This window comes from Pelagicoccus albus (genome assembly GCF_014230145.1).
GTDB lineage: Bacteria > Verrucomicrobiota > Verrucomicrobiia > Opitutales > Opitutaceae > Pelagicoccus > Pelagicoccus albus.
This window is the reverse complement of sequence record NZ_JACHVC010000012.1, coordinates 1,153,502-1,167,472: the sequence shown is the minus strand read 5'-3', so window position 1 is coordinate 1,167,472 and position 13,971 is coordinate 1,153,502. Positions and strand designations below refer to the sequence as shown.

The 13,971-nt window shown below is 54.0% G+C and carries 7 protein-coding genes and 1 tRNA gene; 1 reads left to right on the top strand and 7 read right to left on the bottom strand.

Going from position 1 to position 13,971, the window contains the following annotated elements:
• The 7 genes from H5P27_RS14615 to H5P27_RS14585 all read right to left on the bottom strand — a co-directional run bounded on the left by H5P27_RS14615 (window position 1) and on the right by H5P27_RS14585 (window position 11,070).
• Window positions 1-2,148, bottom strand: a complete 2,148-nt coding sequence (locus H5P27_RS14615) for an efflux RND transporter periplasmic adaptor subunit (RefSeq protein WP_185661132.1) — start codon at window positions 2,146-2,148, stop codon at window positions 1-3.
• Window positions 2,149-2,194: 46 nt separating this feature from the next.
• Window positions 2,195-4,015 carry a GAF domain-containing protein gene (locus H5P27_RS14610; protein ID WP_185661131.1) on the bottom strand — a complete coding sequence of 607 codons (1,821 nt, stop codon included), beginning with the start codon at window positions 4,013-4,015 and terminating at the stop codon, window positions 2,195-2,197.
• A gap of 67 nt (window positions 4,016-4,082) precedes the next feature.
• On the bottom strand, window positions 4,083-4,805 hold the full coding sequence (locus H5P27_RS14605) for an efflux RND transporter periplasmic adaptor subunit (RefSeq protein ID WP_185661130.1): 723 nt from the start codon (window positions 4,803-4,805) through the stop codon (window positions 4,083-4,085).
• 21 nt (window positions 4,806-4,826) lie between these two features.
• Window positions 4,827-6,425 carry a TolC family protein gene (locus H5P27_RS14600; protein WP_185661129.1) on the bottom strand — a complete coding sequence of 533 codons (1,599 nt, stop codon included), beginning with the start codon at window positions 6,423-6,425 and terminating at the stop codon, window positions 4,827-4,829.
• Window positions 6,426-6,687: 262 nt separating this feature from the next.
• Window positions 6,688-6,765 (bottom strand) — tRNA-Glu (locus H5P27_RS14595).
• 85 nt (window positions 6,766-6,850) lie between these two features.
• Complete coding sequence (locus H5P27_RS14590) at window positions 6,851-10,006, bottom strand: alpha-L-rhamnosidase (protein ID WP_185661128.1); 3,156 nt, start codon at window positions 10,004-10,006, stop codon at window positions 6,851-6,853.
• A gap of 161 nt (window positions 10,007-10,167) precedes the next feature.
• On the bottom strand, window positions 10,168-11,070 hold the full coding sequence (locus tag H5P27_RS14585; RefSeq protein ID WP_185661127.1) for a helix-turn-helix domain-containing protein: 903 nt from the start codon (window positions 11,068-11,070) through the stop codon (window positions 10,168-10,170).
• A gap of 249 nt (window positions 11,071-11,319) precedes the next feature.
• Here H5P27_RS14585 and H5P27_RS14580 point away from each other — a divergent pair, with 249 nt between their 5' ends.
• Complete coding sequence (locus H5P27_RS14580) at window positions 11,320-13,965, top strand: TonB-dependent receptor plug domain-containing protein (RefSeq protein WP_185661126.1); 2,646 nt, start codon at window positions 11,320-11,322, stop codon at window positions 13,963-13,965.
• The last annotated feature ends 6 nt before the right edge of the window (window positions 13,966-13,971 follow it).

The following is a 13,971-nucleotide window of genomic DNA, read 5'->3' as shown; positions in this document are numbered from 1 at the left end:
TTAGATCTGATAACGTTTCTGGAACAGCTGGCGAAGGCTACGCCATGCTTGGGAGGCGATGGGCCGAGGCTGCAAAACGAATTTGGCAACGCCACTGCGGGAGTGCTCAAGCTGTACATCGCCATCCGACGGCAACTCGGCAAGCACCTCGAAGAAGGGTTCCGCCGCGGTCTGCGACTCCGCTCCCTCTCCGGCACCGGCCACTTCGACCGTGCCACCGGCGGCCCATCCCAAGGCTCGGCTTGGTAAACGTCGTTGATCGCCGGGAAGAATCGACCACTCACCCACTTGTAGAGTGCGGTCTGCCTCCCCACGAATGCGAATCTCAACTCTCTGAATCGGTTCGCCGAAAAGGGGTCCGGCCTCGTCTTGGTCGACCACCGTGGAAAACATCCGCTTGCCTTGCGAAACCACCACGCCGAGCGAAACGCCTCGTGGGATCTTCATCCCGAGCGGCAGATCCCGACCGTCGGTCCCCCAACGACCGGCATGCGGAGCTCGAACGAGCAAAGCTTCCATCCTGCGTTCGATTTCGCTTCGCTGCGATTCGGTGGCTTTCAGACGAGCTTCGAGCGCGGGCAAAAGTGCAGGCAAAGAGTTACGAGCAAGACGCAGCCTCGCTTCGATTTCCTCCAGGGCAGCGGCGACCGCACCTTTCGCGGCTTCCAGTTCCGGATTCGCCAGACGCAAAAGCGGTTGCCCAGCTTCGACCGCTTCTCCCGGTCGAGCCAACATCTCCACGAGGATTCCGTCCGTTTCACTTATTAGATGAGTTGCAGGACTCGCCTGCACCACTCCGGGCATCAGAAATCGGTTGGGAACGGGTACGGCTACAAGCAAAATGACAACCAGCGACACCGTGCCAGTCGCCAAGCTTATGGACCGCCCGCGCCTTTGTTCCAGCGACTGGTCTTTTATTAGATAGCGAGCGAATTTGAATAGTGGCCCGAGCCCCCAGACCGCTCCTCCGATCACTGCCAGAACCAAGCCGATCCCAAACAATTGGTCGCCCACGAAAAGCATAATCGCCCACAGGGCAAAAAGCCGATAAACTGTGCTGGCCAATCCATAAAGCACGACCAACACGACGCCTTTGACCGTACGTTCAACGGGGATCAAACGGGGTAGCTTAAAAACCCATCGCTCCAGCAGCCATTTCCACTGTGACAATGCCCGCTTAGCCAGATTCGGCGTATCAGTTAAATCGGTCAGGATGAAGTAACCATCGAAGCGCAACAGCGGATTCAGATTGAAAACCAAGGTGGTGACCGAGGCCAAAAAGATAGCGTTATAGGCGAGCTGATTGACCAACCCGTCTCCCGAATAAGCCCAGACGAAAACTGCGACCGCTGCCGCCCCGAGTTCAAAAATCACACCTCCCAAGCCCACGAGCACTCGTTGCCTTCGCTCCCGAAATGCGTGGGCCGCGGTCACATCTATAAAGGGCAAAGGCAACAAGGCCAGCAGCAATATACCGCATGATCGCACCTCGCCTCCAAAACGCTTGCACAATACGCCATGCCCCAGTTCGTGCCAGAGTTTCAAAGCCACCGAGACTAGATAGAGCCAACCGAGATTCGCCGGTGCGAGCACCGCCTGGCTACGGTCGAAGAGCACATCGATGCGTTCGAACACGAGCTTCATACCCCAAGCGATCAACAGAAACCAAGCCAGCAGGCCGATCTTGTTCAAGACAGGTCGCAAAACGGATTCGGCCCGCGTCACCAAAGGGTCGGGATCAAAGAGCGGAATCCGCCAAAAAAGAAAGTTCATGACCTGCTGGCGGGCCTGTTTGCGACGCCCTTCTTGCCGACGCCTGAACTGTTGTAAGGCGTCCCCCGCCTGCTCGGATTGCAACAGGCTGGCTCCGGTCAATTGCGCGATTAGCTGCACCACTTCCTGCTGCCCGGGTGTATTCTCCGGATCGATACTGAGACTTTCCCGCCAGTGCTCTTCCACCGTGCGGCGATCGTCGAGACGGGCGAGAAAAACATAAGCCGCCGGGCGAAGACGAAAGAACTGCAAATTCAGCCGGTCATGCACCACAAACCAAGATTCACCGCGGAAAACTTGGCGACGAGCCTCCACATCCGAACGCAATCGGACCCGCAGCGGCGCGACCAAATGCCACGATTCGCTAAAAAGCATTTCCGGACCACTCACTCGCCACCCTCCTTTCTGAAAAGGTTTCCGCTCACCACCACCAAACCTTCAGTCTTAAGAAGTCGCGGAGGCGATGCATCGCGATCCAGAACAGGTTCCGCTTGCCGGCGTCGATTTTGACTAGACCAGTCATACCCGGTCGCCACCAATCTTCACTCGCCTGACCCAGTTCCGCCCGAGCGACAAAAACATTTCCGTTCGCTTTCGCCGTACCCGCTGGGTCGATACGCGTAAGAACCAAATCGAATGTCACATCAGGCCGGCTTGTGAACGCCAACTTCCCGATCGAATCAACTCCGACTTCTTGCACGTCGCGCTCGTCTATATCGATCTCCGCGTAGACAGAATCTAGCTGGGCAATTCGATAGAGCAGCTCGCCCGTTTCCACCGCAGAACCGAGTCGCTCGCGATGTCGCCCTTCCACTACCTCGCCAGAGATTGGCGAACGTACTAGACTTTGCTCGATCCGGTAGCGCACCGTTTCCAGTTCTGCTGCCGCTTGATTGCCTCGGGCCAAAGCAATTCGTCGTTCGGCAAAACGTCCCGAACTCTCCGCCTGATCCGCTTCGCCGCGAAATCGTTCTATATCCGCCAACAAACCAGCCTCCTGTTGACGCAGGGCAGAGTCATCTAGCGTAAGCAGCACATCACCTTCCGCAATCGCATCTCCCACCTCGCGCTCAACGCTGGCAATGTATCCATCGAATGGTGCGGGCAGCAAAGCTTGGTGAGAACTCCGCAGAATGAAAGGAGCATCCACCCGATAACGAACTGGCACCAGCGTTATGCCGAGAATCAAGGCCAAGCCCAAGACCGCCAAAAGCTTCGCTCCGGTATGCTCCACACCGACAAGCGAACTTCCCCAAGACCGAAACCGACCTCGCCACTGCGTCGTGCGTCGCAGCTGATCGAGCCAAGGACTGGCCTGATCCGCCAGAGCCCGCACAAGAGCGATTTCATCGGGACCGAACGCAGTCTCTTGTCGTTGAAAATGTACTACTGCCACCGATCGGTTATCGATTCGCAGGGGAACCGACAATAGAAAAGACTCACCACTGTGAGCAGCGTATTGCCCGTGCTCCCGAGCGACGACAAAAGATTCCTCCGCAGCCGGCCAAACAACTTCATCGTCTTGAGCCAAGGCTTCGTCCATGACCGCTTCCAAGTCGCGGGTCATTTGCGTCTTCTTGGAAAACTTCTCCATTTGGCTCACCGCAACTAAGCGAAGATGACGCCCTTCTAACCAGGCCAGAGCTGTACGACTGCACTTGAGAGCGGATGCCAACTCGTTGACCCAAGCCATACTGGCGGAGCGAAATTTACGGTGAACAGCGAGCCGACTGGATACCTCCAGAGCGAGCGTGGTCTTCGACAAGTCTTGCCTCGCCGCCTTCTCTTTCCTCCGAGCCAAATCGGCAGCGGGCCGACTCGCCAACAGGCGTAAACGATCCCTGCGTCCAGAAGCAGCAGGAGGCGACACAGCCTCTGTTAAGATAACTGCCAACCCGAGTGTCTTCTCGTCGCCCGTTTGTATCCGTAGACCGATAACAGTCTGTGTACCATCCGTGCCAGCCGCGCCTTCCGCCAGCCCCACGGACTCCGCCGCAGCAGCCAACTTGTCGACCACTTCGCGGGGAAAGGACTCACGCCCATTTTCAAGGACGCCAAAACAGGCCTGCTCACGCCACGATCCTGAATCATCCAGCGGTCGGGTCAAAATGGATACGACTCGCCCCTCCGCCGCATGGGCGAGGAGTTCAGCGAAGCGGGGCCAGTAGGAACTCGCGGTTCCGTTAAACTCGGAAAGCGATTCGAGCCGCTTCCAAAAGGTGTCTATTTCTGTGGATGCCAAAACCGTTTCGTTCTCAGCAAAGGTTAAAGATCAAGGGGCTAGTTCGCAAGGGAAGGTCAACGTTTGCTCAATCCGCAGGAAGAATCGCCCAAAGCCTTACGCCTGGGAGGATTTGACCATCTTCATTCGGTATCAGGATTTTCACTCTCTGAAATCCGCTGGCGGCGTCGACTCGGGGATCGATGAAAGCCACTTCGCCACGAGCTTCAGCTCCAGCAGCATCTTCATCGCTTTGCACTTCGATCGATTGCCCGATCTCGAGCGCGACGGTCTGAGCATGCGGAAGGAGAAGCTGGAGATAGACTTGCTGGAAGTCGACCAGCTGAAAGAATTCCGCCCCCGGTTCGGACCATTCGCCGGGTTCCTTATCTCGAGAAACAATCACTCCGGCAAAGGGAGCTCGGATACGGCGGCGTTCGAGAGCGGTCTCCGCCAGATCGCTCTGCAATTCGGCTATCCGCAACTCTACCGCCTTCTCTAAAGCCTCGTCCTGCCGAGCCATATTCTGCTCGTAGAGTTTCTCAGTTCCCTGGGCATCGAAGCGTTTGAGCTCCACAACTTGGGCACTGCGTTCGACCTCCAAACGAGCTTCCGCATCCGCCAATTGAGCCAAGATCTGCCCCGCTTCGACATGATCGCCCTCCTCGATTTCAACCGTATCCACCAAACCACTCACCGCGGAACTAAGCGTTACTTCTTGAAAAGGAAGAACCAAACCCTGCACACGCACGGGATCGGCACCAAACAAGTTGGAAGCCAGACAAAGGCAGGAAATTGCGACTATACGCATCACCAAAGGGAAGGGTCGCGGTTAAAAAGGTTTGGGAAGCCAGGCGAGGCGACCTCGGTCTGACTCTTTCTCAACGGGATTGATGATGAGCCCCAATCGCTCAGGCAATTCGCCGACGATCGCCCAAAGTTCGACCTCCGCTTTCTTGAGGTCAACCTGAGCAGCCAGTTCGCGCGTCGCGGCTTCCGATGCGGTTTGCTGCAAATCGAGAACCGCGAAGCTGGTGGATTGTCCCGCCTCGAGGCGAGCTTGCTCTACTTCCAAGCCTTTGTCGGCAAGTTCGCGGGAACGACTCGCATTTTCCAATCTCTCGCGCAACGAATCTAGACGCTGCACCCCGTTGGAAACTTCGAGGGAAATCTGTGTACGCATGCGAGCCGCTTCTATTTCCGCCTGCTCGGCTCGGCGTTCGGCGATGCGGGCCGAGGCGCGAGATTTCTTGTTGGCAAAAGGCATGGTCATAACCACGCCGGCGCTCCACTGGTCCGCAGGATTATCGGTTATCTGACGGTAGCTGGCGTAGCCTCCATCGTCCAAACCTCCCAAACCGTAGGACAATTTTAGGTCCAGCTGTGGCAAACGATCGCTTCGTAAACGCTTTCGCTCAACCTGGCTGCGGCCAATTTCTTCCATCGCCAGCTTCAGGTCCGGACGTTGTTCCAAAGCGGATTCAGCCAAAGTTCGGGGACTACGACTGATCGCTCCCACTGACAAATCCGCCTCAACCTCAAACTCAGGAAGCGAGGCGCCGCTGAAGCTTTGCAAAATCAATGCGAGCAAACGCAGCCGGCGCTCGCGGGCGAAATCCTTGGCCAAGACCAATTCCTCCAAGGCTTCGGAAACCTGCACCTCAGCCTGCGTGACATCGAGTCCGGACATCTTGCCCACTTCCACCCGCTTCTTGTTCTCATCCAACAACGTCTCCGCTAAATCCACCGCCCGCAGCTTCACGTCGATGTTTTCCTGAGCGAACGCCAGATCGAGGTAAGAGTCGGTGAGCTGAATCAGTTTGTTAACGACTTCGATTTCCCGTCCCCGCTCGGCAATGCGAACCGAATACTCCGCCGCATGCACCTCGGCCATGGGAGCCTTGCCCCAGAACCCTTTCAACAATGGCTGGCTGATGGCGAGGTTCACACCGGTCTCGAACTCCGGCGAAAAGAAACGCCCTTCACTATTAACGTCGTTAACCAAACGATTCAGGCTGGTTGACAGCTCGATATCGGTGCCAAAAGTGGGAAGCTTGCCCGAGATCCCTAAAGCGGTCCGCTCATTGTCCTCTAGAAAAAGCGAGTCCTGGGGATCGCTCACGATGCCGAAGCTAGAGTAGTCGATAGCGTTGAGCTTACGCTGGTTATCCTCGAAATTTACGCTGGCAAAAAGCGTCGGATCAAAAGTGCCCCACGCTTGCTGCAACTCGTCTCGAGCCACGCCGACTTCAAGTTCTTGAACTTGCAGATCAAAGTTTTGCTCCAGCAGAATTTGCAGAGCACGAGGCAAGGAAAGCACCTCGCCATCTTTGATCGTCGGCTCGTCTTGCGACGAAACGAGCGGAGCAGCGACTAAAAGAAACGAAGACAGCAAACGTCTACGCAGAGAGGAAGCAGGATTCCAAAACATGAGAAGTAGTAATAAAACCGCTAACCTGAATACGCCGTTTCTCAAATGGCCTACTCAGATTTACCCTACTTTTTACGATCCAATGGCTTAGCCGGATGGAGAAAATCCCTAGTCCTGGGAGTAAATCACCAGCGCTAGACCTCAGCTAAGATGGCGGCCACTTCTCAGGGCTTCGCCCCGACCTGAAGGTCGCCCATCTACGCTCGAGCTACGTCGAACCCAAGGGTTCTCATCCTTTGCGCGTCTCCAAATCCCGTGGATTTGGCGTCCCGTAAAGGATTCGAACCTCTGTCTCTTGGATGAAATCCAAGTGTCCTAAACCTGGCTAGACGAACGGGACCCACAGCAAAGCAGCGAAACGTAGAAATCACCCCCGTACATGCAAGAATTTTAGGTGGCCACCATCGTTCGAGGGGTCCTTGCCATCACTGATTAGATTGTTCGCAGGAAAAGGCACCCTCTCCCCCAAACCCGTCTTCCACAGTGATCAAGGACCCATTGACCTTAAATTCCGAGAGTTTGTTTAAATCGACATCACCAAGCCTGACCGTGATGCTGCCAGGAGCTTGGCAATCGATCTTAAGCCCCCCGTTATCCACTTTCCAATCCACAGAAATCAAGCCCCTGGGACTCCGGAATTTGAAACTCGCAAATGAGAGCTCCTCCGACGGACAGGGAGCTATCGCAATCTCATCAAACGCAATCCCCACGTTTCGAATTCCCCCGATGTTCTCTGCCATCCACTGATAAACTCCGCCCAAGGTAAAATGGTTGAAGGAGTTCATAAACATGTCGCCATAGCCCTCTTCAGGAGTCCAGCTATCCCAGCGCTCCCAGATCGTAGTCGCTCCATTTCGGATGGAGAACTTCCAAGACGGGAAACGGTCGTTTTGGAGAATCTTCAAGGCAACATCGCGTCGATTGATTTTGGATAGCGCCTGCATCAAGGGAAGCGTAACCAGCAGACCGGTAGAAGGAGTCCAGGCCCGTTCCACGACAGAGCGAACGAGGTGCGAGCTCGCCATTGCAAGCTGCTCTTCGCCAAGTAGATCAAACTGTATGGAGAGAGCATACGCCGCCTGCGTATCCCCCTTTACCCTACCTGCCTCGTCGACATACGCTTTCCGAAACGCTTCCGCTATTCGACCGAACAGCTGCGCGTAGGTCTCCGCATCTTCACTGAATCCAAGAACTTCTGCGGTCTGGGCCACAAGCTTGACGCTGTGAGCGAAGTAGGCAGTCCGAATCACATCGTGCGGAGTGTCTGCGTCATGATTCAGCCAATCCCCCAGACAGCGGTATCCATCCGGCGGCAAGAAGCTGGAGTCGCTCTGGTCCACGTAGGAAGCGATACACCTGAGCATGCTCGGATAACACTTCGCCAACATCGTTTTGTCTCCATAAAACTCATACAGACTCCACGGACAAATCACTCCCGCATCGTTCCAGCCGGGACTAGAGCCAGCCCACATGTCACCGATGCGCTCTTCTTCGATTACTGCTAAGGGAGCGAGAAATGGGAATTGTCCATCGGGCAATTGCGCATCAACCAAATCCTGGCACCACTTGCGGTAAAAGGCCTGCACGTCCGCGCGATACGCCGCAGCTCCAAAAAAAGTTTGAGCCCCATCGCACCAGCCTAGCCGCTCGTCGCGCTGGGGACAATCCATCGGCACTTCCAGGAAGTTAGACCTCTGGCTCCAATAGATATTGCGAGCCAACTTATTAAGCATCTCGTCGGAACACTCGAAAAAGCCAACCTGTTCGCAGTCCGCACTCAAAGGCAAACCTTTGATCATCTCCTCAGTCAGCGGCTCTTCCAATCCCGTAACTTCCACATACTGGAAGCCATGAAACGTGAAGCGCGGTGACCAAGTCTCGAGCGGGTCGCCACGACAAATATAAGTGTCTGTCGCGCGAGCAGAGCGTAGATTTTGCGTATAGAGACTGCCATCTTCGTTCAATCGCTCTCCGAAACGGAATTCTATCCGCTGACCTTTTTTCGGATTTTGTATCGTTATTTCCGCTACGCCCGTGAAGTTTTGCCCAAAATCTGCCACAAAAACTCCCGTACTGGATTCAGAGATCCGAACAGGCTTAAACATTTCATCCAATAATGGAACGACCGGAGCCCCGGGATAGGCTTCGAAGACAGGATTTAACTCGGCTCCACAGTCGACCGGCTGCCAAGAGTCATCTTTGAAAGGACTCTCGTCCCAACCGAGTTGGGAGAGGCGGGCGTCATAGGTTTCGCCATGGAGAAAATCAGCTTCAAGGAGCCCTGCGGTATTTGCCTTCCAACCATTGTCGGAGAAAAAACGCTCCTCTTCTCCATCCTGGTATTTCACTACAAGTACGCAACGGAATCGCCGATTCTTTCCGTAGTGGTTTTTCTGATGCAACCAGCCTAGATACCCGCTATACCAGCCATCCGCAAGGACTGCTCCAAAAGCGTTCGAGCCCTGCCTCAGCATTTCGCTCACGTCGTAACCCTGATAATAAAGCCGTTTTCGATAATCCGTCCACCCTGGATTGAAATAGCTTTGATTCACACGTTCTCCATTGAGATGGACATCATAACATCCCAAAGCTGTCGCAAATAGGGTAGCTCTTCGAACAGGCTTTCGAATTTGGATTTCATTCCTCAAGTAGATTGCAGGAGGCAAATGGTATTTCCGACCCAATACCTTCCCCCAGGGAGTGTCTCCGTAAACGCCAATTTCAACCGCATGAGGCCAAGCTTCTGTCTCAGCTTCAAACCACCTCGCTTGGAAACGTTCCGAACACAACCATCCACAATTTGAATACAAACTCCGCACCTCTCCAGAGGAAAGACGAACCGTCAAGCGAAACAGGACACCCGCTTTTTCCCCCTCCACCCGTTCAGCCCAAAGGTAGATTCGGTTTTCACCGCACCGCAATCGCTCCGTTATGTCGCGGACGTAGGGTTGCGTTTGCTCCGGGCTATCCGACAGGTCGAAACTGAATTGCTCGGGTCCCGAATAGAATCGGTATCGTCCTGACACTTTTAGAGCCAACTCGGCATGCTCGATCTGAAGATTTGCTGGTATATCCAGAGTCCCAACGAATACAGCTTGATGGATAGCGTCACCTCCAGGATGCCAAATCCACTTGGCTTCTCCAAAATCAATTTCATCCAATTCCAACTGGTTTGGCTGATCCCAGCCAATCCAGTCTCCGTCCCACTCCGACTGGGAAATCCCGATCCAAAGCTTGGCGCAAGGACTCCAGTCCGAAACATCACCTTGATCGTCCCATACCCTCACTTTCCAAAAAACGCACCTACACGAATTGAGAGCAGCTCCCTGATAGAGGACATCGATCGTTTGGCTAGATTGCGTCTTCCCACTGTCCCAAAGGTCTCCACAATCTCGGAGCAGCAACTCCCTAGAGCTCGCAACGATCAATTGGTAAGCCCTTTGGTATCTCTGCGATGGACAGGCATCATACTGCCAGCTGAAGACTGGCGATGTACCCGGGTCGCATAGCGCTTCTTCTCGGGCGTTGCAGCGAAGACGCAAGGGCTTCAAAGGGGAGTAAAAAATAGCTGGGGTAGGCATCGATTTTGAAAAAGTAAGATACTTTGTGTCTGCCCCCTAATCAGGCTCATCCGGGCCAAACAGGGAAAACGTTGGGGGAAGTCCATCATAGCCATTAGGCCCCCAAACGAGCCTTCAAAGTTCTGCCAGAAACCAGCACAAACCAGCCCTCGAGCTAGTGATCAATCTTTCAAGCTCGGGCGCCCACTCATCGACTTAGCCCAAGCGCTTGGACTCTGGCCAACATGCTCTTTAAAGATACGCGTGAAATAGTTGCTGTCGGAGAACCCCGCGTCCAGGGCCACGTCAGTAACTCGAGAACCGGGTACCAGAAGCGCATCTTTGGCATGGCGCAATCGCAACTCTAGAACAAACTGCTTGGGAGAGGTACCCGCAGCGTCTCGAAAAGCTCTGTAAAACGAACGCTCAGACATGCCACAACGCTTGGCCAATAAAGCCACGTCCAACTCATCACTGTAGTTGTCTGATAGGTACCGCATAGCCTTATCCACAGCTCTCAAGCTGACGGACTCCTCGGACGGCAAATTTTCGTAAGCCCGCGCAAGGTAGGCGACGAGCTCCAAAAATAGACCGATAGACATGGTTTCATAGCCCGCCGGACGGTTTTCTACTTCGCTGTTCAGGCGGGTAATAATTCGCTGCACCCGTTCGAAATCGCTCGTGACTAAGCGTAGATGAGAGGCAAATCGGTGCTGTTTCCTAGCGCGAGGCTCTAGTTGAAAAAGCAATCGAAACCCGGGCAATCCATCGAGATCCTGCAAATTCCAAGGCAACTTCGATGCAAGAAAAAGCACATTGAAGAGCTCAAGTGACTCCGGAGCCTCGTATCCGTGAGGTATGTTTTTGGGCAAAAAGAACACGTCACCTGCTTCGAGCTCGTAGGTCTCTCCCGGAAGCACATGTTGCCCCCTTCCGCCTTTCACAAAGACTAACTCCCCAAACTCGTGCGTGTGCATTCGCATGGGAACATTCCGCACCTCATGATAGGCGGTGAGCGGAAAGTTCGGATCAACGAAAAACTCCTGTATCGTTAGGCGATCGTAAACAGGCTCGGGCTGGGGCATTACTGATACTCTCTAAAAGACACCTCCAAGGTCAATACGACAGAAATATGCTAAATGGCGAATTTGTGCTGCTAATTGACCGATTTCTGAAGGCTTATGGACCGAGTGACTTGCTAAGATCCCTAACATACCCTTCACCCCGAAACTAATCCACGCCTCTTTCTCTTCCAAAGGGGGCGATTATACCACAAACTGGATAGTACCCATTTTCGGCAGGCGAAGATCCCCTAATCAAAACCTACCCTAACTATGACCCAACATAATAGCTCATACGTGTCACCCAAACGACACGTCATTGCAGTGGGAGCCTGCCTCCTACTTTCAGCCTTCCCACTCTCAACTTCAAACGCGCAAGACGAGGAGGTATTTACTCTAGACGCTTTCCAAGTCACCGGAACGAACATTAGAGGAGGAGAACAAAATACAGGCTCTAAAGTGATCAACTTCAACCGCGTTCAGATCGAAGAACTCGGGGTAACAACGACAGAAGCGCTGCTCAAGACCAATCCCGCCATGGGCAATTTTCAATCCCTGTATCAAGGAAATGGCGACGCTGGCGGAGGCTATGTCCCAAGCATACACGGAATAGGCGAAGGCCAAACCCTAGTACTCGTAAACGGGCACAGACTACCAGGATCAGGATGGCTCGTAACGGCAGCAGACCCCTCCGTCATCCCTGCCTCGGCAATCGAACGAGTAGACATCATCGCGGATGGAGCTTCGGCAATTTACGGCTCAGACGCAGTCGAGGGTGTCATTAATATTATACTACGCAAGGATTACGAAGGAGCGGAAAGCACAGTCAAGTACGGCATGGGCGACGGCCTCTATAATTTCAGTTTCAATACGGTATACGGAAGTACTTGGAAGGACGGATCCTTACTGATCGGATACGACTACGGCAAGTCTAGCAACTTGAAAGGAAGCGACAGATCTACCTTCTATACTCAGGACCTTAGTAGCCTCGGTGGTAGTGATTATCGATCGACCAACGCCTACCCAGCGAATATCAGCATCGATGGAGTAACGTATTCGCTTCCTGGATTCGATACGGACACTCTCAATAAATTCGACGTCGCCCCCTACTTCGACATCATACCGGAAGTCGAAAAACACAACCTCCTCCTCGCCCTCAACCAACAGGTCAGCGAGAAGCTCACCCTGTCAGCAGAGCTCTACTACCTGACCCGAGACATCCTTCAGGAAGTGCCACCTGAGAGCACCTCAGTCACAGTACCGGACACAAACCCCTATTTTATCGCTCCACCTAATTCTTCAGCCTCTTCCGTAGTCGCCAGCTACGACCTGACCAACGATTTGGGATACCTATATAATACCACGGAGACTGACGTCTACTCCATCGCCGCCGGCGCCGCTCTTTCCATGGCAAACGATTGGAGAGGCACCCTCGACATCACTCACGGTTGGTCGGAGGGAGTTCGGTTCCAGCCCATAGTAAACCAGAACGCGGTCGCGGAAGCGGCGATGGGCACAACTCTCGAAACCGCCCTAAACCCGTTCGGGATCGGAGCTACAACCTCCGACTCAGTCTTGGCCCTGCTGCCAACTAGCGTAAACGTAGCCCCAGAAACCGAACAAACGACCTCCGAAGCCACCCTTAAGTTTGACGGCCCTATCTTCGAAACGGCAGCCGGCCAAGCTCAATTCGCTATAGGCACTACGTACCGGAAAGAAGGATACGATTCCATCTCACGCTCAGGAGAGCTAAGCAATCCACTAGTCGGCGTCGCCGATATAGACCGTACGATTTACTCAGTGTTTGGAGAAATGCTAATCCCCCTCATCGACGAGAGCAACAGCAAGCCTGGCTTCGACTCCTTAAGCCTATCCCTCGCTGCACGCTACGACGACTACGACGATTTCGGAGACACAACAAACCCCAAAGCCGGCATAACCTGGACACCCTTCGAAGGGCTTGACTTGCGAGCCAGTTACGGAACCTCATTCCACGCGCCTCGACTCTCGGATATAGGGGTGGGAGTCGACACTAGACTTATACCAATCCCAGCGTATTTTCTAGGTGGATACTACCCGCCGAGCGCTCCTAGAATGCCCAATAACTCTATCATCATAGCCGGCGGTTCCGAGGGACTCGAGCCAGAGAAAGCCACAACCTATACCTTCGGTTTCGACTTTGTTCCGCAAAGCCTCCCTCGTTTCCACTTCAGCGCCTCTTACTACGACATTTTGTTCGAGGATAAGGTAGACGTCGTCTTCGCTCCGAATTTCTACAATCCCGGAGACGACCGATTCTACCTTTCATTTCCCACCGAAGAGGAAGCGCTCGCCTTGATAGACGGCATCCCTCTCCCTCCAGGCGCTATTATATTCGAACCGATAGAATATATAGGAGACGTGCGTCGCTACAACCTAGGCAATATCTGGAGCAGCGGAATAGACTTCGAGGCTTCCTACAGTTGGAACACAGAACATGGCACGATTGAAACCGGACTAAGCGGCAACTACGTTCTGGAGTACGATGTCCAGCAAACAGACGGTGCCCCAATAACAGACTCTCTCGATACAGAGACCTCGCCCGGACTAAAGCTGCGAGCGCACCTTTCCTACACTTACGATCGCTTTGGCCTGCACCTTTTCGCCAACCGCACCGACAGTTACTACCACACCTCAGCGCAACATCGAGTCGGCGATTACACCACACTCGATCTACACCTCAACTACGAGTTCAAGAAAGGCTGGCTGGAACAAACCCGCATCGGCCTAGATGTAAGCAACCTGCTCGATGAGGAACCTCCATTCGTCAACCAAAGCCAGATAAACAACGGCGACGGCAGCGGCGTATTCGGCTTCGACCGATTAAACGCCTCTCCTATCGGGCGGGTCATATCCCTAAGCGCCAGCCATCCGTGGTAAACCTCG

What these genes read in the sequence shown, in the direction of transcription:
- H5P27_RS14615 (WP_185661132.1), bottom strand. Translation starts at nt 2,148, where the DNA reads ATGCTTTTTAGCGAATCGTGGCATTTGGTCGCGCCGCTGCGGGTCCGA.
- H5P27_RS14605 (WP_185661130.1), bottom strand. Translation starts at nt 4,805, where the DNA reads ATGCGTATAGTCGCAATTTCCTGCCTTTGTCTGGCTTCCAACTTGTTT.
- H5P27_RS14600 (WP_185661129.1), bottom strand. Translation starts at nt 6,425, where the DNA reads ATGTTTTGGAATCCTGCTTCCTCTCTGCGTAGACGTTTGCTGTCTTCG.
- H5P27_RS14590 (WP_185661128.1), bottom strand. Translation starts at nt 10,006, where the DNA reads ATGCCTACCCCAGCTATTTTTTACTCCCCTTTGAAGCCCTTGCGTCTT.
- H5P27_RS14585 (WP_185661127.1), bottom strand. Translation starts at nt 11,070, where the DNA reads ATGCCCCAGCCCGAGCCTGTTTACGATCGCCTAACGATACAGGAGTTT.
- H5P27_RS14580 (WP_185661126.1), top strand. Translation starts at nt 11,320, where the DNA reads ATGACCCAACATAATAGCTCATACGTGTCACCCAAACGACACGTCATT.